This is a genomic window from Microbacterium sp. M, assembly GCF_045181065.1.
GTDB lineage: Bacteria > Actinomycetota > Actinomycetes > Actinomycetales > Microbacteriaceae > Microbacterium.
Genome location: NZ_CP173721.1, coordinates 3948317 through 3968725 on the forward strand (window position 1 = coordinate 3948317; position 20409 = coordinate 3968725).

The 20409-nt window shown below is 68.6% G+C and carries 19 protein-coding genes; 10 read left to right on the top strand and 9 right to left on the bottom strand.

Annotated elements, in window-relative coordinates:
* Positions 1–44: 44 nt before the first annotated feature.
* From ACI7YT_RS19265 to ACI7YT_RS19275, 3 genes are read right to left on the bottom strand one after another with little or no spacing between them, the layout of a single operon-like run.
* A complete protein-coding gene (locus tag ACI7YT_RS19265; RefSeq protein ID WP_406247946.1) occupies positions 45–1196 on the bottom strand; it encodes a cytidylyltransferase domain-containing protein in 1152 nt (383 codons plus the stop codon).
* Positions 1193–2542, bottom strand: coding sequence for a polysialyltransferase family glycosyltransferase (locus tag ACI7YT_RS19270; protein ID WP_406247947.1), 1350 nt, complete (start codon positions 2540–2542; stop codon positions 1193–1195). The genes ACI7YT_RS19265 and ACI7YT_RS19270 overlap by 4 nt, the downstream gene beginning before the upstream one ends.
* Positions 2539–3519 carry a glycosyltransferase family 2 protein gene (locus tag ACI7YT_RS19275; RefSeq protein ID WP_406247948.1) on the bottom strand — a complete coding sequence of 327 codons (981 nt, stop codon included), beginning with the start codon at positions 3517–3519 and terminating at the stop codon, positions 2539–2541. The genes ACI7YT_RS19270 and ACI7YT_RS19275 overlap by 4 nt, the downstream gene beginning before the upstream one ends.
* An 87-nt stretch (positions 3520–3606) precedes the next feature.
* Between ACI7YT_RS19275 and ACI7YT_RS19280 the strand changes: the two genes are divergently transcribed.
* Both ACI7YT_RS19280 and ACI7YT_RS19285 read left to right on the top strand, forming a co-directional pair.
* The gene (locus ACI7YT_RS19280; protein ID WP_406247950.1) at positions 3607–4563 is read left to right on the top strand and encodes a hypothetical protein; all 957 of its coding nucleotides are present in this window, start codon (positions 3607–3609) and stop codon (positions 4561–4563) included.
* Positions 4560–5684, top strand: a complete 1125-nt coding sequence (locus ACI7YT_RS19285) for a hypothetical protein (RefSeq protein ID WP_406247952.1) — start codon at positions 4560–4562, stop codon at positions 5682–5684. Before ACI7YT_RS19280 ends, ACI7YT_RS19285 begins: the two co-directional genes overlap by 4 nt.
* Positions 5685–5688: 4 nt before the next feature.
* Here ACI7YT_RS19285 and ACI7YT_RS19290 read toward each other — a convergent pair whose 3' ends face one another.
* Both ACI7YT_RS19290 and ACI7YT_RS19295 read right to left on the bottom strand, forming a co-directional pair.
* Positions 5689–6504, bottom strand: a complete 816-nt coding sequence (locus tag ACI7YT_RS19290; RefSeq protein WP_406247954.1) for a tyrosine-protein phosphatase — start codon at positions 6502–6504, stop codon at positions 5689–5691.
* A gap of 34 nt (positions 6505–6538) precedes the next feature.
* Positions 6539–7003 (bottom strand): DUF2231 domain-containing protein, encoded by a 465-nt coding sequence (locus ACI7YT_RS19295; RefSeq protein ID WP_406247956.1) that lies wholly within the window; start codon positions 7001–7003, stop codon positions 6539–6541.
* An 83-nt stretch (positions 7004–7086) separates the two neighbouring features.
* On the opposite strand from ACI7YT_RS19295, the gene ACI7YT_RS19300 reads away from it, so the two are divergent.
* The 6 genes from ACI7YT_RS19300 to ACI7YT_RS19325 all read left to right on the top strand — a co-directional run bounded on the left by ACI7YT_RS19300 (position 7087) and on the right by ACI7YT_RS19325 (position 13121).
* Positions 7087–7590, top strand: coding sequence for a sigma-70 family RNA polymerase sigma factor (locus tag ACI7YT_RS19300; protein WP_406247958.1), 504 nt, complete (start codon positions 7087–7089; stop codon positions 7588–7590).
* Positions 7587–8282 (top strand): zf-HC2 domain-containing protein, encoded by a 696-nt coding sequence (locus tag ACI7YT_RS19305; RefSeq protein WP_406247960.1) that lies wholly within the window; start codon positions 7587–7589, stop codon positions 8280–8282. Before ACI7YT_RS19300 ends, ACI7YT_RS19305 begins: the two co-directional genes overlap by 4 nt.
* 82 nt (positions 8283–8364) lie before the next feature.
* Positions 8365–8877: a hypothetical protein gene (locus tag ACI7YT_RS19310; protein ID WP_406247961.1), complete on the top strand. Its 513-nt coding sequence runs from the start codon at positions 8365–8367 to the stop codon at positions 8875–8877.
* Positions 8878–8988: 111 nt separating this feature from the next.
* Complete coding sequence (locus ACI7YT_RS19315) at positions 8989–11616, top strand: xyloglucanase (protein WP_406247963.1); 2628 nt, start codon at positions 8989–8991, stop codon at positions 11614–11616.
* A gap of 147 nt (positions 11617–11763) precedes the next feature.
* On the top strand, positions 11764–12114 hold the full coding sequence (locus ACI7YT_RS19320) for a PadR family transcriptional regulator (protein WP_406247965.1): 351 nt from the start codon (positions 11764–11766) through the stop codon (positions 12112–12114).
* A complete protein-coding gene (locus tag ACI7YT_RS19325) occupies positions 12114–13121 on the top strand; it encodes a hypothetical protein (RefSeq protein WP_406247967.1) in 1008 nt (335 codons plus the stop codon). The genes ACI7YT_RS19320 and ACI7YT_RS19325 overlap by 1 nt, the downstream gene beginning before the upstream one ends.
* 194 nt (positions 13122–13315) lie before the next feature.
* Here ACI7YT_RS19325 and ACI7YT_RS19330 read toward each other — a convergent pair whose 3' ends face one another.
* The 3 genes from ACI7YT_RS19330 to ACI7YT_RS19340 are packed head-to-tail and all read right to left on the bottom strand — an operon-like array spanning position 13316 to position 16552.
* Complete coding sequence (locus ACI7YT_RS19330; RefSeq protein WP_406247968.1) at positions 13316–14653, bottom strand: ABC transporter substrate-binding protein; 1338 nt, start codon at positions 14651–14653, stop codon at positions 13316–13318.
* 29 nt (positions 14654–14682) lie between these two features.
* The gene (locus tag ACI7YT_RS19335; RefSeq protein ID WP_406247969.1) at positions 14683–15600 is read right to left on the bottom strand and encodes a carbohydrate ABC transporter permease; all 918 of its coding nucleotides are present in this window, start codon (positions 15598–15600) and stop codon (positions 14683–14685) included.
* A gap of 16 nt (positions 15601–15616) precedes the next feature.
* Complete coding sequence (locus ACI7YT_RS19340) at positions 15617–16552, bottom strand: carbohydrate ABC transporter permease (RefSeq protein WP_406247972.1); 936 nt, start codon at positions 16550–16552, stop codon at positions 15617–15619.
* A gap of 144 nt (positions 16553–16696) precedes the next feature.
* On the opposite strand from ACI7YT_RS19340, the gene ACI7YT_RS19345 reads away from it, so the two are divergent.
* Together ACI7YT_RS19345 and ACI7YT_RS19350 are read left to right on the top strand one after the other, a co-directional pair.
* Positions 16697–17938 carry a Gfo/Idh/MocA family protein gene (locus ACI7YT_RS19345; RefSeq protein WP_406247974.1) on the top strand — a complete coding sequence of 414 codons (1242 nt, stop codon included), beginning with the start codon at positions 16697–16699 and terminating at the stop codon, positions 17936–17938.
* 9 nt (positions 17939–17947) lie between these two features.
* Entirely contained in the window at positions 17948–18952 is a 1005-nt protein-coding gene (locus ACI7YT_RS19350; RefSeq protein ID WP_406247975.1) for a LacI family DNA-binding transcriptional regulator, read from the top strand.
* A gap of 12 nt (positions 18953–18964) precedes the next feature.
* Here ACI7YT_RS19350 and ACI7YT_RS19355 read toward each other — a convergent pair whose 3' ends face one another.
* Positions 18965–20392 carry a CCA tRNA nucleotidyltransferase gene (locus ACI7YT_RS19355; RefSeq protein WP_406247977.1) on the bottom strand — a complete coding sequence of 476 codons (1428 nt, stop codon included), beginning with the start codon at positions 20390–20392 and terminating at the stop codon, positions 18965–18967.
* Between the last annotated feature and the right edge of the window lie 17 nt (positions 20393–20409).

Here is a 20409-nt window from a genome sequence, read left to right on the forward strand (position 1 = left end):
CCGCGAGTGTGAACGTCACGCGACCTGATGGTTACCGGAGCGGGTCAGCGAGGCAACACCCTCTCGACCAGTTCGCGAACGGCTCCCTCTCCGCCGTTGCGGTTCAGCACGATCCGCGCCTGCTCGCGCACCACGGGGTGCGCGTTTCCGACGGCCACGGGCCATCCGACGATGCGCATCGCCTCGAGATCGTTCACGTCGTTGCCGAGATAGGCCACGTCGCCCAGGGCGATGTTCTGCTCGGCCGCCCAGGACGTGAGCGCCGCCGCCTTGTCGTCGGTGCCGTGCAGCACCGGAACCTTGAGCTTGTCAGCCCTGGCCCGGACGACGGCGTTGACCTCGGTCGACAGGATCAGCATCGGGATGCCGGCACGCCGCAGCAGCGAGACGCCCATGCCGTCCTCTCTGCTGACCCGCACATGCTCGCGTCCCTCGCTGTCGACGAACGCGGTGTCGTCGGTGTGGACGCCGTCGAAGTCCGTCACGACCGCCCGCACATCGATGCGATCGTCCGACCGCCCGATGAGGTCGGCGACAGCGGAGGCCATCGCGAGCTGCTGGGCGTCGTCGATCTCGACGGCGGTCTGCTCCGGCACTTCGACGATCCCGATCCGGCCGAAGAAGCGATGGCCGGCGACCCGGAAGGCTGCGGCATCGAACGCGTAGAAGGCGCCGGTCTCGAAGTAGTGCGGCTCCCGCTCCTGCCGCAGCGGGCGATGCGACGCGTCGTGGTTGATGGCCTCGGCCGCCCCGTCCTGGTCGCGACGCCACAGGAACCCGTATGTCTCGTGCGCCGAGAAGGCGCTGTCGAAGCGCCCGCTGCCGATCAGCTCGATCGCCTCGTCGATCCCCGACGTCGGGATGAACGGCGACGTGGCCTGCACGAAGACGACGGTGCCGACCTGGATGCCGGTGCGCTCGAGCTCATCCAGCGCATGCAGGACCGCACTTTCGGACGAGGCGGAGTCGCCCGAGATCTCCGCAGGGCGGGCGATGACGCGCGCCCCGGCGGCGGTCGCCACCGCGGCGATCTCGGCGTCGTCCGTCGATACGACCACAAGATCGACGCCGGATGCCGCGGTCGCCGCGCGGACAGCGCGCTCGACGAGCGGCACCCCGCCGACTCGTCGCAGGTTCTTGCGGGGCACCTGCTTGGATCCGCCCCTGGCGGGGATGATCGCCACTGTCTGGGTCATCGTCCTGCAACCGCCTTCCATGCTCGCGCGGCACGCCGTCCGGCGCCCGCGACCGTGAGTCGCACCTCTTCAATGCGCCCGACGCCGCCCTGCGAACGCATCACCCGCCGCAGGATGCGCTCGGGCGGGGCACCGGGCAGCCCCAAGGCGATGAGTCGATCGGCGGCGAAGTAGCGGTCGCGCTCCGCGGCATCCAACTCCGGCAGCAGCAGTTCGGCGCGCGGCCGCAGGTGCGCGGCGATGCGCGGCTGCATGGCGTAGCCGACGGCGTCGACGAGCAGCTGCAGCCGGTCCGTGTCCCGATAGGGTGAGGCCTCGCGGGTGAGCGCATCGACGATCGTCGCCGGCACCCGGTTGCTGTTCTCGTACGGGGTCAGGCGCGCCAGCACCGCCTCGAGTCCGGCGGAGGCGATGGGCCTGTCGTAGAGCGTGCGGACCGTCGGCAGGGCCGTCGAGAATCCGGCGACGACGACCGCGGCATCCAGTCGTTCGGCGACGAGCTCGGCCGGCGTCGGACCGCGGTACTCGACGAAGGTCACGCCGTGCCGGAGTGCGCGTTGCCGGAGTGCCGATGAGATGGCCGGCGGTGCGGACGGATGCGGTTTGAAGACGATCCGCGCCGGTTCCGCTGCGATCGCGCGGTCGATCATCTGCTGCTGCATCGCGATCTCCTCGGCGGGCTCGACGAGGCCGAGCGCGGCGAGGTACTGGCCGAGCACGAGTGCGGTGCGGGTGCCGTCGGCGAGGACTTCGAGTTCGGGATCGTGCACATTCGTCTCGGCGAGCGCCGTGCGGAACGCGGCCGTCGGTACGGGCGTCCGCTCCGCTCCCGCCTCGGTGAACACGAGCGGTGCGACTCCGGGCACGACGTCGGCGTAGACGACGCGGCCGACGCGCTCGGTCACCGTCCGTCCGAGATCGACCCGGATCGGCGAGTACGTCATCAGGCCGTCGCCGATGATCGTGATCCGCGCATCGGGGAACAGCGACAGCAGTGTCTTCGCCGGCGCGACCTGCGGGCTCTGCACGCACAGTTCGAGGTCGTCGTCGAGATCCCAGGCGCGGGTGAGCAGCCGGCGCAGGATCGGCAGGTCTGGCGCGTGGGGCTTCCAGGACGACGGATGCCGCGGGGACAGCAGTTCGTCCAGGGACTCTGACCGCGCGAATCGCGTCCGCAGCGACTCGAGGCTCGGCTGCGCGTCGATGCCCGGACTCGTCTCGGGGATTCGGGCGGTGTTGACGGGCAGCAGCACGTTCTCGTCCGCGTCGTCGAAGATTCCGGCGTCGAGCGCCGCTGTCGCCGTCGCCAGACCATATGCGCTGTGCAGCATGAATAGGCGGGTCATGTCGTCCGCTCCGCCTGTCGGAGGCTGCGCGCGAGCACGCGGCGCCTCGGCCCGTCGAGTCTCTGCAACGCAGACGCGGCCTGATCCGCAGGCAGACGCTGGAGCAGCTCCCGGATGCCGCCGCGCATGTCCCGCCGCAGTGCAGGGGTCATCCGGCGGGAGCGGACGAGGTGATGCGAGCTGAGCGCGAGCACGGTCCACACCGCCTTCGGCAGGAAGCGCTCGGCCTCGTCGTCCTGCTCCACCGTGTCGAGCACGGCGCCGAGCGCGCGGGTGAAATCGAGCTGCCGGCGATCGCGCACCTGCGTGAGCGAGGTCGGCACGCCTCGGCGATACAGCAGAGCAGGGGCGTCGACGACGGCGAACGATCGCGCGTGCAGGTGCAGACGCCAGATCCATGGGCGATCCTCGGCGGTGAACAGGCCGTCGTCGAACACTGCGAGCCCCCTGTCGATGACGCGACGATGGAATATGCCCGCCCAGGCATACGGGTAGTCGACCATGCTCGTGTCGTCCGGCGGGAGGATCGCATCGCGAGGGGAGGCCACCTTCCCCCGCCACGCGTACGGCGCGCGGACCACCGTGCGCTTGGTGCCGGTGACACGGACATGATCGGTGCGGAGGAAGTCGCAGTCCAGTTCGCGCAGACGGTCGGCGAGCACCCGCAGTCTCCCCGGCTGCATCCAGTCGTCGCCGTCGATGAAGCAGAACGCCTCGCCCTCGACGTGGTCGAGGCCCTGGTTGCGGGCGGTCGCCAGCCCCACGGGCTTCGGGTTCACGATGACCTCGGCGTGCGGAAAACGGTCGGCGTACGTGCGCATGATCGCGCCGGTGCCGTCGGATGAACCGTCGTCGATCGCCACGAGCTTCAGCGTCACCGGATCATCGAACTGGCGCGTCAGGGTCTCCAGTGTCGTGCCGATGTAGGGCGCGGCATCCTTGGCAGGCAGGATGACGGTGACGTGAGGCTTTCGCACGGCGGGCATGGTGGCATGCGCGTGTTGCCGGGAGGCGACGGTGCGGTGAACGGACGGTGCTCCAGTTCGGCCGGGTACCGTTGACGCATGGAGTGGGTGGCGGATCCGGAGTCGGTGGGCGCGTGGCTGCGGGAGCGGCTGGACGACCATGAGTACGTGCCGCACGGGTTCCCCGCGTACGCACGGGTGTTCCACCCCGGACGGGTGCGTTCGCTTCCCGGTCGCGCGATGCCCGAGATGGACGAGTGGGTGGGGATGCCGGATGCCGAGCAGCGGCGCCTGCTCGACCTGTTCGACGATCGCGAGATCACGTGGGCCGACACCGCCGCGGTCTTCGGCACGACGATGCATCCGCTCGCGCAGTGGCAGCGGATCGTACGGACGCCCGAGGGCGCCGGCTGGCAGATCCGGCTCGGCCCGGACGGGCGCGAGTACACCGCCGCCGAAGAAGGCCGGATGGTGCCCGAGCATCTCGCGACACTGACCTCGCACCTCGTCGAGCACACGAGTACACCGGATGCCGGATTCGCCGCGGTCTGGGAAGGCTGGGGCGGCATGCTCGGTGCCATGATCGAGGGTCCTTCACGGGCGGTTCTCGGGCTCAGCGATGATCCGCGCCACCAGGCGGTGCTCGACGCGAGCTTCCACGACCGGTTCAACAACCCGTTCGCGAAACCGACGTGGCACCCCGGCATCCTGTCGGACGAGATCTCGAAGGGACCGCGACTCGAACTGCCCGATCGCGACCATGTCCTGTTCTCCGCCGCCCCGGCTGTCTTCGCCGACCCGGGTTGGATCCTCGACGCACCGTGGCGCGACCGCCCCCTCGAGGAGCGCGGCTTCGAGCCTCGCGCCGAGCACCCCAGCATCCTGTGGCCGGAGGATCGCGCCTGGGTGATGGTGAGCGAGATCGACTTCGACTCGACCGTCGTCGCAGGATCCGCAGAGCTGGTCGCCGCGATCTGCGCGGACGCGCGGCTCGAGGCCCTCCCGATCCCGGACGGTGCTGACCTCTCCTGGATGGGAGACGAGGTCAACTCGTGACGCAGCCTCAGCCCGCCGTCACGTTCGACGCGCGCCCCCTGACGGATCCGGTCGATCCGAAGGCCGTGAGCGCCTTCGTCGCCGAGATGAAGGCGCGGCGATCCGGCGGCGGCATGACAGCGGGCACGGTCATCGGGATCATCATCGGCATCCTGTGCCTCGTGATCGGGCTGCCGATCCTCGTCACGATATTCGCCATGGTGTCGTCGCAGGGGTTCTCCGGTGTCGCGATGGTCCCGTTCGCGATCTTCGGCATCCTGTTGGTCGGGATCGGTCTCGGTGCCTTCTTCAGCAGCCGCAAGAGCCGCGTCGCGCGATACCGGCTGAGCAGGTTCGCCGCCGCGAACAACATGACGTACGAGGATCAGATCGACGACCCCGGCCTCCCCGGGATGATCTTCCAGTTCGGCAACTCGCGCCGCTCGAGCATGCTGGTGCGCGGTCACAGCCCCCGCTTCGTCGAGTTCGGCAACTACCAGTACACGGTCAAGCACGGCAAGAGCTCGACCACGTACCACTGGGGGTACGTCGCGGTGAAGCTGGACGTTCCGCTGCCGAACATCGTCCTGGATGCCGTCGGCAACAACGGCTTCGGATCGAACCTGCCCGCATCATTCGACAAGGACCAGCGCCTGTCGCTCGAGGGCGACTTCGACCGGTACTTCACGCTGTACTGCCCTGAGGGCTACGAACAGGACGCCCTGTACCTGTTCACGCCCGACATCATGGCGCGCTTCATCGACAACGCCGCCCAGCTGGACGTCGAGATCGTCGACGACTGGCTGTTCCTGTACACGCAGCGCCAGGCATCGACCCTCGACCCGGCGACGTGGGCGTGGTTGTTCGGCAGCGTCGGCGCGCTGATCACGAAGTTCGACCAGTGGGCGCGGTGGCGCGACGAGCGTCTGCACGCGGAGCATCGTGCGGCCGCGGCAACGGCGGCGGTCCCGGCATCCGGAGCCGCGGTCGACAGCCTGCCCTTCGTTCCGCCGGTCGGGTTGGTCACGCCGCCGCCGGGCGTCGCACCGTCCGGGCGGCGCCTCAAGCACCGCAAGCGCTGGATGTGGATCGTCGTCGTGGTCATGGTCATCGGGATCAACATCTGGATGCGGATGTTCTGAGCGGCTACTCGACCACAGCCGTCAGGATGCCGACGAGCTCGTCGATCTCGGCATCCGTCATCCCGTGAGCGCGCAGATAGCCGGCGGCACCGCCGTACTCCGTCGTGAGCCGATCGAGGACGGCCTCCATGGCCTCCGCCGGCGCCTCGGTCGCGAGGATGCGGAGCTTCGGAGTGAGCGGAACGCCCATGCTCGTGATGAGACCGGTGAGCGACTCGGCGAACGCGCCCGCGAGATTCCGCCCGGTCAGCGTGTAATCGGCGACGACGTCCGCACGGCTCGCGCCGGCGAGCTGCAGCAGCAGGGCCGCGGCGACACCGGTGCGATCCTTCCCCGCCGTGCAGTGGAACAGCACGCCGGGTCGATCCGTGCCGGCCGCAGCGATCACGGCCCGCCCGATCGCGACGAACTGCGCGGCACCGTCCTTCAGCATCCCGAGATAGAGCTCCTCGAGCGTCGGCACCGCCTCCAGCATGCGGGCGACGTCGTCCTCGCTCGGACGCGTGCCGTCGCCGCCGGGGAGCATCCGACGCACCATCTCGTCCATCGCACCGCCGAGGATCGGCAGTGCGAGCAGCTGCACGCTGCCGTCCGGCGGCAGCACGTCGGCCGACCGCGCGCGTTCGGCATCCGTGCGCAGATCGATCACCGTGCCGATGCCGAGATCGGCGAACGCGGCGATGCCTGCGGCGGTGAGTCCGCCGAGCGCATCCGAGCGGTAGAGGATGCCGGAGCGCACAGTGCCTCCGGACTCAGATGTCATGCCTCCGATGCCGCGCGCGTTGTGGGTGACCTGCAGGACGGCGGTGAGATCGCTCATGCGGCCAGGCTATCGGCGTACGCGGGGCGGGGGCTCACCCCCACACGGCCCGCGCCCCGGCCTCGCCGATGAGCACCACCATCACGGTGCTGCCCACCGCCACCGCGACGGCGAGCACGGCGAGGACCGCCGTCACCACGGCATCCGATCGCCGAGGATCCGACCGCTCGGGACGGAACCGGTGCCAGGCCCACTGCGCCGCCGAGACGACGAAGAGTGCGATCGTCCACGGCAGCAGCATCCGACCGAGATCGGCGTGCTCGGCGACACCAGGCAGCAGACCGACGGTCTCCATCAGCGACTCCCCGGCCACGACGGTGATCGGGGTGAGCGCGAGGACGACCAGCGCGGCGACAGGCGTGACGACGCCCAGCCGTCGCCGCGCCGCGGGGACGAACGTGCCGAGCACCAGCGCCAGCGCCGTCAGCGGAAGCAGCACCACCAGCGCATGCACGATGAGAGGATGAAGCGGAAGTCCAGCGATCTCGAACGTGTCCATGCGGGGAACACGAGACGATCGCGTCTCCGGTTCATCTGAACCTCGCGGACGCCGGCCTCGTGTCCCAGGTGAGGAGGTGACCGATGCCCGACGACGCGGCTCGCCTCGGTGCGCTCTACGACGCGCATGCGGCATCGGTACGGCGATACGCCGTGCACCTCACCGGAGACAGCTCGGCAGCCGACGACGTCGTCCAGGAGACGCTGCTGCGCGCGTGGCGCACGCCGCGCATCCTCGCAGAGGACCCGGCGGCAACCCGGTCGTGGATGTACACCGTCGCTCGTCACCTCGTGGTGGACGAGGCCAGGAGCGCGCGTCGGCGCCGCGAGATCACGATGGCAGAGACGCCGGAGACGGCGGTGCAGGATGCCGCGGATGCCGTGCTCGACGCCATGCTCATCGAGGAGGCACTGGCCGGCCTCAGCCGCGCCCACCGCGATGTCGTGGTGCGCGCGTACTACCTCGGATCGAGCATCGCCGAGATCGCTGAGGAGCTCGCCGTCGCGGAGGGGACCGTCAAGTCCCGCCTGCACTACGGCCTGAAGGCGCTGCGGCTCGCACTGCAGGAGAAGGGAGTGACGCGATGAACGACGAGCATGAGCGCTTCGCGGAGTGGGATGCGTCATATGTGCTCGGCGCGCTGAGCCCCGCCGATCGGGCTGCGTTCGAGGTGCACGCGTCCGGGTGCTCGGTATGCCGTGAGGCCCTGGCCGATCTCGCCCCCCTGCCCGGCCTGCTGGCACGGGTCCCGCGGACCGACGCGATCGATCTGCTGTCCGTCGAGGAGCCGGCCGAGGCGCCCGCGAGCGATCCGGCCCGCACGCGCATCGTCGAACTGGGCGTCGCCAGGGCGCGCCGCACCCGGCGCACCCGCTGGTTGCTCGCTTCCGCGGCCGCCGCGGCGGTCATCGCCGGTTTCGTCGCAGTGCCGGCCGTCCTCTCGCAGCAGGCCGGCCCGGTCGAGACCGTCGCGCTCGAGCTCGTCGAAGACGTGCCGCTGGACGCCTCGGTGCGGATCGAGGATGTCGCCTGGGGGACGCGTCTCTCGCTGACGTGCAGCTACGGTGAAGCCGCTGACGCGCCGTACGGGGGGTGGGAGTACGCGCTCGTGGTCGTCTCGACGTCCGGTGTCGAAAGCCGCCTTTCGACCTGGCGCGCTTTCCCCGACACGACCGCGCAGGTCGCCGCCGGCACGGCGCTGCGAGCGGAGGACATCGCGGCGATCGAGCTGCGTGGACCGTCCGGCGCGGTGCTCATGCGGAGCGAACTCGACGGCTGAGACCTGAACCCTTCGGACGCGGATCTCGTGTCCACCGTGACGGGATGCCCATCCCGCTCCCACCGGACGAAGGAGTCACCTCATGAACATCGCACCAACAGTCCGCCTCGGCGCCGTCGCGCTCATCCTCACGCTCGGACTCGCCGGATGCTCCTCGGGATCGGACAGCGGCGGTGACCCGTACTCGGGAGTCACGGGCGCTGACCCCAGCGCTCCGGCCGAGGAGCAGACCGAGACCGCCGACGTCGCGCTCATGACGGCGGATTCCTCACTGGGCAGCATCGTCGTGGATGGCGAGGGGATGACGGTCTACATGTTCGACAACGACACCCAGGGTGCTGACGCGAGCACGTGCGAAGGCGAATGCGCGGACAACTGGCCCGCTGTGACCGTCGACGGCGAGGCACCCGAAGTCGAGGGCGTCACGGGTGAGGTCGGCACGATCACCGGCATCGACGGCGAGACGCAGCTGACGCTCAACGGCTGGCCGCTGTACTACTTCGTCGGCGATGCCGCACCCGGAGAGGTCAAGGGCCAGGGCGTCAACGACGTGTGGTGGGTGCTGACGCCCGACGGTGAGCGCATGGCGGGCTGAGCACTCGCGCGGGCTTCGATGACGAAATAGTCCTCGACAGACTCGAAGCGCTTCGATAGTGTCGCGAACGGTCGAAGAAGACCGTCCACGAACACGACAGGAGTGTTTCCCGTGAGATTCAGACGTTCCGCGCTCGGAGTCATCGTCACCGCCGGATGCCTGGTACCGCTCGCTCTCACCGCCCCGGCGGCGCAGGCAGCAGGATCGGATGCCGCGGCATCCGACTACACGTGGTCGAACGCCGCCATCACCGGCGGCGGCTACGTGCCCGGCATCATCTACAGCCGGACCGAGCCGGGTCTGGTGTACGCCCGCACGGATATTGGCGGCGCGTATCGGCTCGACCGAGACACCGACACCTGGGTTCCGCTGCTCGATCACATCGGATGGGACGACTGGAATCGCCTCGGTGTCCTCAGCCTCGCCACGGATCCGGTCGAGCCGAATCGCGTGTATGTCGCCACCGGCATGTACACGAACGACTGGGATCCGAACAACGGCGCGATCCTCAGGTCAGACGACTACGGCGACACGTGGGAGGCGACCCCGCTGCCGTTCAAGGTCGGTGGGAACATGCCCGGTCGCGGCATCGGCGAGCGACTGCAGGTCGACCCCCGCGACAACGACGTGCTCTACTACGGGGCCGAGCAGGGACAGGGACTCTGGCGGTCGACGGATGCCGGGGTGAGCTTCGAGAAGGTCGAGGCGTTCCCCAACTCGGGCGATTTCGTGCCCGAGCCCGGCTCGGACAACTCGTACCTCACCTCGAATCTCGGCGTGCTCTGGACCGCGTTCGACACGGCATCCACGGCCGAAGGCGAGCCGACCGAGACCGTCTTCACGGCCGTCGCCGACACCGACGACATCCTGTACCGCTCGGATGACGCGGGTGCCACGTGGCAGCCCGTCGCCGGTGCGCCGACGGGGTTCCTGCCGCACCACGGCGTGATCGATGACGCGAGCCGGTCGCTGTACATCACCACCAGCAACACATCAGGACCATACGACGGATCGGACGGCGAGGTCTGGCGCTACGGCATCGACGACGGCTCCTGGACGAACATCACGCCGACGCAGCGTCCGGTCGGCGGCGACTTCGGCTTCGGCGGTCTGACGATCGACCGCAACGACCCGGACACGATCATGGTCGCCACGCAGATCCAGTGGTGGCCGGACATCCTGATCTTCCGTTCCACCGACCGCGGAGCGACCTGGTCACCGATCTGGGACTACGCGTACGGCGACGACGGCTCGGCGACCATGACCCGCCGCTACGAACAGTCGATCGACGGGGTCCCCTGGCTGTCGTTCGGCAAGGATGTCGGCGAGCCGGTCGCGTGGGCGGAGCCGACACCGAAGCTCGGGTGGATGACGTCCGCACTCGAGATCGATCCGTTCGACTCGGACGAGCTGATGTACGGCACCGGGGCGACGATCTACCGCAGCGAGGACCTCACCGCGTGGGATCAACCGGGCGGCGTGATCCATATCACTCCAGAGGCATATGGCATCGAGGAGACCGCCATTCAGGAGGTCGTCGCGCCTGCGGGCGAAGTCGATCTGGTGTCGGCGATGCTCGATCTGGGCGGCTTCGTGCACGATGACCTCGAAACGGTGCCGCAGAGCTTCCGCGACCCGTACTTCGGCGGCGGCACGAGCGTCGACCTCGCCGGACGCGCCCCGACCGTCATCGTGCGCGCCGGCACCGATGGCGGCGGTGCGCACGTGGTCGCGTCCTCGAGTGACAACGGCACGACCTGGACGACATCGCCGGCCGCGGATGGCGCGACGGGCCCCGGTACCGTCACGGTCAATGCCGACGGCTCGGCGATCGTCTGGGCTCCGGCCGATGCTGCGGCACGCGTTTCTGCTGACGGCGGCGCGACGTGGACGCAATCGACCGGACTGCCGGCCGGCGCGCGCGTGGAGAGCGACCGGGTCTCGCCTGCTCGCGTGTACGCCTTCGCCGGCGGGACCTTCTTCCGCTCCGAGGATGCCGGGATGAGCTTCCAGGCGGTGAGCGAGGGTCCGTTGCCCGTCCAGGGTCCGGTGCGCTTCCAGGCGATGCCCGGTGCGATCGGCGACGTGTGGCTGGCCGGCGGCGAAGACGACGGCGCCTACGGGCTGTGGCGATCGCAGGACGGCGGAACCACCTGGGCCGCGATGCCGGGCTTCGACGAGGCGGACACGATCGGATTCGGCAAGGCGGCGCCGGGCGCCACGACACCCGCGATCTACACCGCAGCCTCCCGCGACGGACAGCGCGGCGTGTACCGCTCGATCGACGGCGGTGCGAACTGGCAGCGCATCAACGACGACGCCCACGAGTGGGGGTGGATCGGCGCGGACATCACCGGAGACCCGGACGAGTTCGGCCGCGTGTACATCGCGACGAACGGACGCGGCATCGTCGTCGGCGACGACGACGGGATATCGGCCGAGACGCCGGCGGATTGGTCGGCACGGACGACGTACGACGAAGGGGATGCCGTGGCCCTCGACGGATCCGTCTGGGTCGCGTCGTGGTGGACGCGCGGTCAGGAACCCGGATCGAAGAAGAACGGCGCCTGGCAGGAGATCTCGGCGGATGCCTCCGGCATCGCGATCTGGACGTCGAGTCGCGTGTTCGACACGGGAGACATCGTCGGCTTCGGCGACGACCTCTGGCGCGCGAAGTGGTGGACCCGCGGCGAGGAGCCGGGATCGAAGAAGAACGGCGCCTGGGAGCAGATCGGCTAGCCCCGGCATCCTGACACAGAGCCCCTGCAGACCGGGCAGTTCTGCAGGGGCTCTGTCGTGCAGCTGATGCGAGACACGCTGACGGCAATCGCGTTTCCCGCACTACTGTGCATTGCGTGGTAGCGTGCATTGCGACAGAGGAGTTCGATGGATACCACGCAATTGCTCAAGGGCGTTCTGGACGTCGCCGTCCTCGCGGTCCTGCGTCAGGAGGACGGGTACGGGTACGACATCGTCCGTCGCCTGCGCGAGGCCGGGCTCGGCGATGTCGGCGACGCGTCCGTCTACGGAACGCTGCGCCGCCTGTACGCGGCAGGATCGCTGTCCAGCTACGTCGTCCCGTCGGACGGCGGACCGCATCGCAAGTACTACGCGATCAACCCTCAGGGGCGCGCCTCCCTGGATGAGCAGCATGCCACCTGGTCCGAGTTCTCCGCCGCCATGAGCGGACTGCTCGATTCTTCTCCCACAGCATCCCCTTCGATCGGAGCCGAGTGATGAACACCATCGACGCATCGCTGGACGAGCGCATCCGCGCCTTCGCGGCAGCCGTCCGCGGCCATCTGGACGATCTCCCCGGCGAGGAAGCCGAGGACATCACGGTCGGGCTCGTCGCCGACCTCACCGAGAAGGCGGCGGACAACGACGGTGCGATCGACCTCGACGACCCGGCGGGCTACGCCGAGGAGCTGCGGGGTGCCGCCGGTCTTCCACCGCGATCCGATAAGAAGGTGCGCCAGCCCCTCGGCGCCCGGGTGCGCTCCCGCCTCGGAGCCCTCGCCGCCGACATCCGCTCGAGTCGGTTCGGTGCCTGGATGCTGGATCTGCTGGTCGCCCTGCGCCCGGTGTGGTGGGTGCTGCGGGCCGCGGCGATCTACGGCATCCTGCTGGCCATCACCGGGCAGGGCTACGGAAGCTACTGGCCGAGGAGCCTCCCCGGCTGGGGGCTTCTCGCAGCCCTGACCCTCGTCAGCGTGCAGTGGGGACGCGGCAGGTGGCTGCCGAAGAGCGCGCTGCGCCACATGCGCACGATCGTGAGCATCATCGCCGCAGTGGCGCTGCCGTTCGTCTTCGTGTGGATGGTCAGCACGCAGACCGAATACGTCGACGAGGGGTACTACCCGCCGGGCGAGCTGATGCTCGAGGGCGTGCAGGTCGGCAACATCTTCGCCTACGACGCCGAAGGGAATCCGCTCGAGGACGTCCAGTTGTTCACCGGCAAGGGCAACCCGCTGAACCTGCATTCTCCGGACGGCGGCGAGTACGGCTGGCAGGACGGCAGCGAGAAGGTCACCGTGCCGCTGCGCGACTTCCGTGGTCAGCCGATCTGGAACGTGTATCCGGTGCAGGAGGCGCGGCTGGATGACATGGGCGAGGTCGATGAGGATTCCATCCGGCCGGCGCGCCCGCCGTTCGATCAGGCCACGGCCATCGAGTCCGGGCGCCCGACGCCCACGCCGACCCCGTCGGTCGTGCCCGAGCCGACCACGACGCCGGCGCCCTGACCCCGGGAGCACACCATGGACGAGCACATCTTCCGCCCGCAGGCCGTCTCGGATGCCGAGGAGGGCATCGTCACGATCGGCGTCGACATCACGGCCTGGCTGGATGCTGCGGCTGGGGCGACCCGACCGTGATGAACTCCCTCGAGATCGTCGTCCCGCAGCACCGCTCGTGAAGCGGCGCTGCGGGAGCGGCGTCAGTCGCCCGCGGCATCCTCTCCGGCATCCTCGAACAGCCTGTTCACCTGCGTGTTCGCGTCCGTCAGGGAGCCGGCATCCGCCTGTCCGGTGAGCACCGAGTCCATTGCGGGCTTCATGATCCCGTCGATCTGTGCGGCGTTGGCCGTGATCGGGAACAGGAAGGTCGTCCCGTCGGTCACGTGTCCGGTGAAGGCCGAGACGTCCAGGCCTCGCTCCTCGTAGGCGGCGACGGCGCGCTCGGCCGACGAGAGGATGGCCGGGAACACGACGCCCTGGTCGCCGATGACGTCCTGGCAGGCCGGTGAACCGAGGTACTCGACCCACTTCTTCGACCCTTCGAGATTGTCGGTTCCCACCCAGATCGAGTCGGCCAGGCCGTTGAACATCGATGCGCGTTCGCCCTCGGGCCCGATCGGCGTCGGCGCGATGCCGAGTTCGATGCCGTCATAGCTCGCGTACTGACCGATCATCCACGATCCGTGCGAGTTGATCGCCGCCTTCCCGGCGCCGAAGTTGTCGGGCATCGAAGCGCCGACGGTCGTCTCCAGACGCGGCACGTACCCCTTGTCGACGAGACCGGCCCACCATGCGATCGCGCTCTGGAACCGCTCGTCGTCGTAGTTGTAGTGGTCGCCCCACGGGTTCTCGTTGGTGTGCGTCCATCCGGTGGTGCCGGTGAACCAGCTCCACTCGGCCTGGCCCATCCCGGACCCGGAGTTCGCCAGCCCCATGCCGTACACCTCGACGTCGTTCTTGTCGAAGCCCTCCTCGTCCCCGCGGACGCCAGCCGAGTCGATCGTGAGGTGCGCGATGACGTCCTCGAGTGTTCCGCCGTCCTCTGCGTTCCAGGTGAGCTCCGCCATCTCGTCCTCGCTGATGCCGGCATCCGAGAGCATGTCGCGGTTGTAGAACAGCGCGATGGTGTCCCAGTCCTTCGGCACGCCGTACCGCTGACCGTCCTGCCCGACCCAGAGGTCGGCGAGACCGTCCGCGTATTGATCGAAATCGACCTCCGTGTCGTCGAGCGGCACGAGCTGCTCGAACCGCAGGTAGTCAGGGTACTTCGAGAGATGGTTGGTGAAGACATCGGGCGCGTTCTCGGCGACCATGCCGTTGGTGAGCTTGCCCCAGTAGTCGTCCCACCCGAGCTGGGTGACCTTGACCGTGAGGTCCGGGTTCGCGGCGTTGAAGTCCGCCGCGCACTGCCGGTAGCCGGGCAGCTGATTCGCGTCCCACAGCCAGTAGTCGATGGTGCTCGGGTCGTCTCCGCCGGCGCAGCCGCCGAGCGCTGCGACCGACAGCACGGCGACAGTGCCGGCGGCGATCTTCTTCATGCGGCTCATTGTCCGATGTCCCTTCATGATCACTTCAGCCCGCTGAAGCCGATGGAGTTGACGATCCGCTTGCCGAACACTGCGAACAGGATCAGCACGGGCACGGCCGAGACGAGGGTCGCGGCCATCAGGCCCGACCAGTCCGGAGCGCCCTGCGGCGACTGGGATTTGAACGTTCCGAGCCCGACCGTGAGCACGCGGGTGCTCTCGTCCGATACGAGAAGTGGCCAGAAGTACTCGTTCCATTGCCCCATGAAGGTCAGCAGCGCCAGCGTGGCCAGCGGTGCCGCGGCGTTCGGCAGCACGACCTGCGTGAAGATGCGCCACTGGGATGCGCCGTCGATCATCGCCGCCTCTTCGACCTCGCGCGACATGTTCAGGAAGAACTGCCGCATGAAGAAGATCGCGAACGGCGTCATGAAGATGTACGGCAGGATCATCCCGAACATCGTCCCGAGCAGACCGAGGTTCTTGATCAGCAGGAAGTTCGGCAGCGCCGTGAAGATCGGCGGCACCAGCACGGTCGCGAGGAACAGCCCGAACACGAGGTCGCGGTGCTTCCAGCGCAGTCGTGCGAACGCATACGCCGCCATCGAGCTGAAGAACACCGCCCCCGCCGTGGTCAGTGTGGCGAAGATCGTGGAGTTCAGCAGGTATTGCCAGAAGTTGATCTCCGCCCCGGAGCCGCCCTGCGCGAGCGCCTCCTCGGTCGACTGCAGTCCGAACACGCGCGCGAAGGCGCCGAGGTTGAAGTCGACGGGCAGCAGACTCGACGAATTGGCGGCGAGCGCACTGTTCATCGAGAGCGAGGTGCGCAGCACCCAGTAGAACGGCAGGATGCTGATCGCGATCGCGATGCCCAGGCAGATCCAGCCGAAGACGGCTCCCCAGGTCACGCGCCGGCGGATGCGGCGCCCCTGGGTGACGATGGTCGTGGTCGTGGTCATGGCCTCTTCCTTTCGCTTACGCCAGGTCGGATTCGTTGCCGCGGAGGAGCTTCATCTGCACGAAGGCGACGATGGCCAGGATGATGAACAGGATCATCGCCAGAGCGGATGCGTAGCCGAACTCGAGTTGCGTGAACGCTTTCTGGAAGATGTAGTACTGGATCACCCGGCTCGCGTTGACCGGTCCGCCCTGCGTGGTGACGGCGACGGTGTCGAAGACCTGGAACGATCCGGTCACCGTGAGCACGAGCACCAGCGCGATCACCGGCCGCAGCAGCGGCAGGGTGATGCGTCCGAACGTCTGGAACGGGTTCGCGCCGTCCAGCTTCGCGGCCTCGTACACCGTGCCGGGGATCGCCTGGAGCCCCGCGAACAGCAGCAGGGCGGTGTAGCCCATATGCCGCCAGGTGTTGATCAGCGCCTGTGTCGGGATGGCCCATTCGGCGCTGCCGAAGAACGCGACGCGGGGCAGACCCAGCCACTCGATGATGTTGTTCACGATGCCGAGCTGGTAGTCGAGCATCCAGAACCACAGCAGCGCGGCGATGACGTTCGCCATGAGATACGGCATCAGCAGCATCCCTCGTACCGCCGTCGAGCGGGCGACGTGCTGCATGAGCAGTGCCAGCCCGAGCGCGATGGCCGTCTGAAGCACGATGTTGATGACGACGTATTGAACCGTGACGCCGAGCGCATTCCAGAACAGCGGGTCCTGGGCGAGGCGCTCGTAGTTCGCCGTACCGACCCAGGTCGGGTCGTCCAGCACGCTGTACTCCGTGAAGCTGAGATACAGCCCGCGGATGGTCGGCACGAAGTAGAACAGGATCAAGCCGATGAGCGCCGGGGCGATGAACAGCAGGGCGATCTTGATGTCGCTGCGCGTTCTTCGCGTTCTGACTCCCCCGTCACGCGTCGCTCCGCGACGCCCGAGGACGATCGTGCTCGTTGTCATCTTCACACTCCGTCGTTATGCGATGATCAGGATGACCGCGAAGTTACACGAGTCACTTGGATGACACAAGGGTGACTTCTGAACTGTCTTTTCGCAGGGAATAACGTGTTGACTCGTGTAACCGATCGTGGCAGACTCTCGCGCATGACACACCAGACCTTCTCCCTCGGCATCGTCGGCGCGGGGCAGTTCGCGGGCCAGTTCGCGAAGCTGTTCAACGCCCACCCCTTCGTCTCCTCGGTCGTCGTGACCGATGTCCTTCCCGAACGCGCGACCGAACTCGCCGAGCGCGAGCACCTCGCCGGCACGGCCAGGAGCTTCGACGACCTGCTCGCCTCCGACGTCGACGCCGTCGCGATCTTCACGCAGCGCTGGACGCACGGCCCGCTGGTGGTGCGGGCGCTGCGCGCAGGCAAGCACGTGTACTCCGCGGTCCCGATGGCGATCAGTGAGGACGAGATCGCGGCGATCATCGAGGCCGTGCGCGAGACGGGGCTCACCTACATGATGGGCGAGACCAGCTACTACAACCCGGCCACCGTGTACGCGCGGGGTCGCAAGGCCGACGGAGCTTTCGGCCGCATCTTCTACGCCGAGGGCGACTATGTGCACGACATGGACCTCGGCTTCTACGCCGCGTACCAGTACAGCGGCGGCGAGGAATGGAAGAGCACGGCCAGCTACCCGCCGATGCTCTACCCGACGCACTCGGTCGGCGGCGTGATCGGGGCCATCGGCTCGCACGCTGTGAGCGTGAGCTGCATCGGCGTGCGCGACGACCGCGGCGACGGCGTGTTCGACCGCGAGGTCAGCATGTTCGACAACGACTTCTCGAATGCCACGGCTCTGTTCGAGCTGGCCGGTGGCGGCAGCATGCGCATCAACGAGTTCCGTCGCGTGGGATACCCGTCTCACCTGCGCGAGTCCCGGTTCCGCTACTTCGGCACCGAAGGCAGCTTCGAGCAGCTCGTCGCAAGCGCCGTGTGGATGGACAAGGAGGGCTACGAGGACGTCTCCGAGCTCCTCGAGACCAAGCCGTCGATGTCCGCCGACGACCCGTCGCTCGCCGGCGTCGACCCTGCGCTGCGCGACGCGTTCATCTCGGGACTCGCCCCGGTGCACGACGCGTCACGGCTGCCGGAATCGCTCAAGCGCCTGCCGAGCGGGCACGAGGGCAGTCACCACTTCCTGGTGGATGACTTCGCCACGGCGGTCGCCACACGCACCCTGCCGCCGGTGAACGCGTGGGAGGCCGCGCGCTACACGCTGCCCGGCATCATCGCCCATCGCTCAGCCCTCCGCGGCGGCGAGCGCTTGACGATCCCCGACTTCGGCGATGCGCCCGCACAGCTCGAGGCGCGGGAGACGCAGACCGCGCGCGGCTAGGATGGCGCCGTGTCCCGCTCCTCCTCCTCCTCTCAGAGCCGGGCTACCCGAAACGACGTCGCGAAGCTCGCCGGTGTCAGCCCCGCGGTGGTCAGCTACGTCGTCAACGGGACCAAGCGCGTCGGCGAGGACACGGAGCAGCGGGTGCGGGATGCCGTGGCGAAGCTCGGATATCGGGCGAATCCGTCCGCCCGCGCGCTTCGTCTCGGCTCGACGGAGATGCTGGGCATCGTCACGCCGACCACCACCAATCCGTACTTCGCGCAGCTCGCGCACGAAGTCGAGGCCGCGGCGGCCAAGCGCGGATACATGGTCATCACCTCCAGCTCGGACTCCTCCATCGCCACGGAGCGCGTCCAGCTGGAACAGTTGGCCGGGCGCCTCGTCGACGGCATCTTCCTGTGCAGCACGGTGTTCGAGCCCGACCTGCGCAACCTCGATATCGCCGGCATCCCGATCGTGCTGCTGAACAACAGCGCGGGGGTGCCGACCCGCGACTCGGTGGGCGTCGATCTGCTGCACGGCGCCCACCTCGCGGTCGAGCATCTGGCCTGGCACGGCTATCAGGACATCGGCATCGTCATCGGCGGCACGACGGGCGACGAGGAGGACGGCCGCGAGACCGGGTGGCGCGAGAGCCTCGAGCGCCTCGGCTTGACGCCGGGTCCCATCGCGAGAGGGTGGTTCACCCCGGACGGCGGGTACGAGGCGATGAGTCGGCTGATCCGCTCGGATGCCGTGCCACGGGCGCTCTTCGTGAGCTCCGACCAAATGGGCCGAGGCGTGCTGAAGGCGGCACACGAAGCAGGCCTGCGCGTCCCGGAGGACGTCGCCATCGTCTCCTTCGACGGGTCGCTCGACGCCGCCTACAGCTGGCCGACGCTCACGACCGTCGCGCAGCCGCTGGCCGAGATGGCCGAGGCCGCCGTCGAAGCGCTCGTCGGCCCGCCGCATGAGCGGGTGCACATGGTCGTCGAGGCGCACCTCGTCATCGGCCGCTCCTGCGGCTGCTGAGGCCCTGCGGGCTCAGCTGCGGCTCGCCCACCAGTCGCGCAGGCGCTGCTCCGCGGCATCCGGACCCAGCACGCCCTCGTCGAGGCGCAGCTCGAGCAGGAACCGGTAGGCCTCACCGACTTCGCGGCCGGGCGCGATGCCCAGGATCTCCTGGATCTGATTGCCGTCGAGCTCCGGACGGATCGCGTCCAGCTCCTCCTGCTCGCGCAGCGTCGCGATGCGCGCTTCGATGTCGTCGTACGCGGTCGCGAGGCGCGCGGCCTTGCGGCGATTGCGCGTCGTGACGTCGGCGCGGGTGAGGATGTGCAGGCGGTCCAGCAGTTCGCCGGCGTCGCGCACGTAACGGCGCACAGCGCTGTCGGTCCAGGTGCCCTCGGCGTACCCGAAGAAGCGCAGGTGCAACTCGATGAGTCTCGCGACGGCGTCCGTCGTCTCGCCGTCGAAGCGCAGGGACTGCAGGCGCTTGCGCGCCATGCGAGAGCCGACGACGTCGTGGTGGTGGAACGTGACCGCTCCGCCCGGCTCGAGCTTGCGGGTGCGCGGCTTGCCGATGTCGTGAAGCAGGGCCGCGATGCGCAGCGCGACATCCGGTTCGGCTCCGGGATGCCGGGCGTGCTCGAGCTCGATCGCCTGCTGCAGCACGGTCAGCGAGTGCTCATAGACGTCCTTGTGGTGATGGTGCTCGTCGACCTCGAGGCGCAGGGCGCTCACCTCGGGGAGGAACTCCTCGATGAGACCCGTGTCGACCAGGACCCGGATGCCGCGCACGGGGTCCTCGGTCTGCATGAGCCGGATCAGTTCGCCCTGGATGCGCTCGGGGCTGACGATCTTCAGCGTCTCGCGGAGCTCGGCGATCGCGTCCTGCGTCGCGTCGTCGATCGCGAAGCCGAGCTGGGCGCTGAAACGCGCTGCCCGCAGCATCCGGAGCGGATCATCGCCGAAGCTGACCTTCGGGTCGGTCGGAGTGCGCAGGACCCCGGTGATGAGGTCTTCCACCCCGCCCGTCGGGTCGACGAGCTTGACCGCCGGCACCTGCAGCGCCATCGCGTTGACGGTGAAGTCGCGGCGGACGAGATCGCCGTCGATCGTGTCGCCGAACTCGACGGTCGGCTTGCGGGTGACCCCGTCGTAGCTGTCGGCGCGGTAGGTGGTGATCTCCACCTGCTCCCCCTGAACCCGGGCGCCGATCGTGCCGAACGCGCGACCGATGTCCCAGTGCGCCGTGGCGATGGGCTTCACGATCGCGAGGATCTCGTCGGGAGACGCGTTCGTCGTGAAGTCGAGGTCGTGCGTCGGGCGACCGATCAGCGCGTCGCGCACCGGGCCGCCGACGACGGCGAGTTCGAAGTCCTGCGCGGCGAACGCGTCGGCGAGGGTGCGGACGACCGGGTCTGCGGCGAGCGCGCCGAGTCGAGCGAGGCCATCGGCCATGTTGAGCATGAGTTCCAGGGTACCGT

What these genes read in the sequence shown, in the direction of transcription:
- ACI7YT_RS19265 (WP_406247946.1), bottom strand. Translation starts at nt 1,196, where the DNA reads ATGACCCAGACAGTGGCGATCATCCCCGCCAGGGGCGGATCCAAGCAG.
- ACI7YT_RS19325 (WP_406247967.1), top strand. Translation starts at nt 12,114, where the DNA reads ATGAACACCATCGACGCATCGCTGGACGAGCGCATCCGCGCCTTCGCG.
- ACI7YT_RS19295 (WP_406247956.1), bottom strand. Translation starts at nt 7,003, where the DNA reads ATGGACACGTTCGAGATCGCTGGACTTCCGCTTCATCCTCTCATCGTG.
- ACI7YT_RS19340 (WP_406247972.1), bottom strand. Translation starts at nt 16,552, where the DNA reads ATGACAACGAGCACGATCGTCCTCGGGCGTCGCGGAGCGACGCGTGAC.
- ACI7YT_RS19345 (WP_406247974.1), top strand. Translation starts at nt 16,697, where the DNA reads ATGACACACCAGACCTTCTCCCTCGGCATCGTCGGCGCGGGGCAGTTC.
- ACI7YT_RS19320 (WP_406247965.1), top strand. Translation starts at nt 11,764, where the DNA reads ATGGATACCACGCAATTGCTCAAGGGCGTTCTGGACGTCGCCGTCCTC.
- ACI7YT_RS19305 (WP_406247960.1), top strand. Translation starts at nt 7,587, where the DNA reads ATGAACGACGAGCATGAGCGCTTCGCGGAGTGGGATGCGTCATATGTG.
- ACI7YT_RS19355 (WP_406247977.1), bottom strand. Translation starts at nt 20,392, where the DNA reads ATGCTCAACATGGCCGATGGCCTCGCTCGACTCGGCGCGCTCGCCGCA.
- ACI7YT_RS19270 (WP_406247947.1), bottom strand. Translation starts at nt 2,542, where the DNA reads ATGACCCGCCTATTCATGCTGCACAGCGCATATGGTCTGGCGACGGCG.
- ACI7YT_RS19310 (WP_406247961.1), top strand. Translation starts at nt 8,365, where the DNA reads ATGAACATCGCACCAACAGTCCGCCTCGGCGCCGTCGCGCTCATCCTC.
- ACI7YT_RS19300 (WP_406247958.1), top strand. Translation starts at nt 7,087, where the DNA reads ATGCCCGACGACGCGGCTCGCCTCGGTGCGCTCTACGACGCGCATGCG.
- ACI7YT_RS19290 (WP_406247954.1), bottom strand. Translation starts at nt 6,504, where the DNA reads ATGAGCGATCTCACCGCCGTCCTGCAGGTCACCCACAACGCGCGCGGC.
- ACI7YT_RS19330 (WP_406247968.1), bottom strand. Translation starts at nt 14,653, where the DNA reads ATGAAGAAGATCGCCGCCGGCACTGTCGCCGTGCTGTCGGTCGCAGCG.
- ACI7YT_RS19280 (WP_406247950.1), top strand. Translation starts at nt 3,607, where the DNA reads ATGGAGTGGGTGGCGGATCCGGAGTCGGTGGGCGCGTGGCTGCGGGAG.
- ACI7YT_RS19335 (WP_406247969.1), bottom strand. Translation starts at nt 15,600, where the DNA reads ATGACCACGACCACGACCATCGTCACCCAGGGGCGCCGCATCCGCCGG.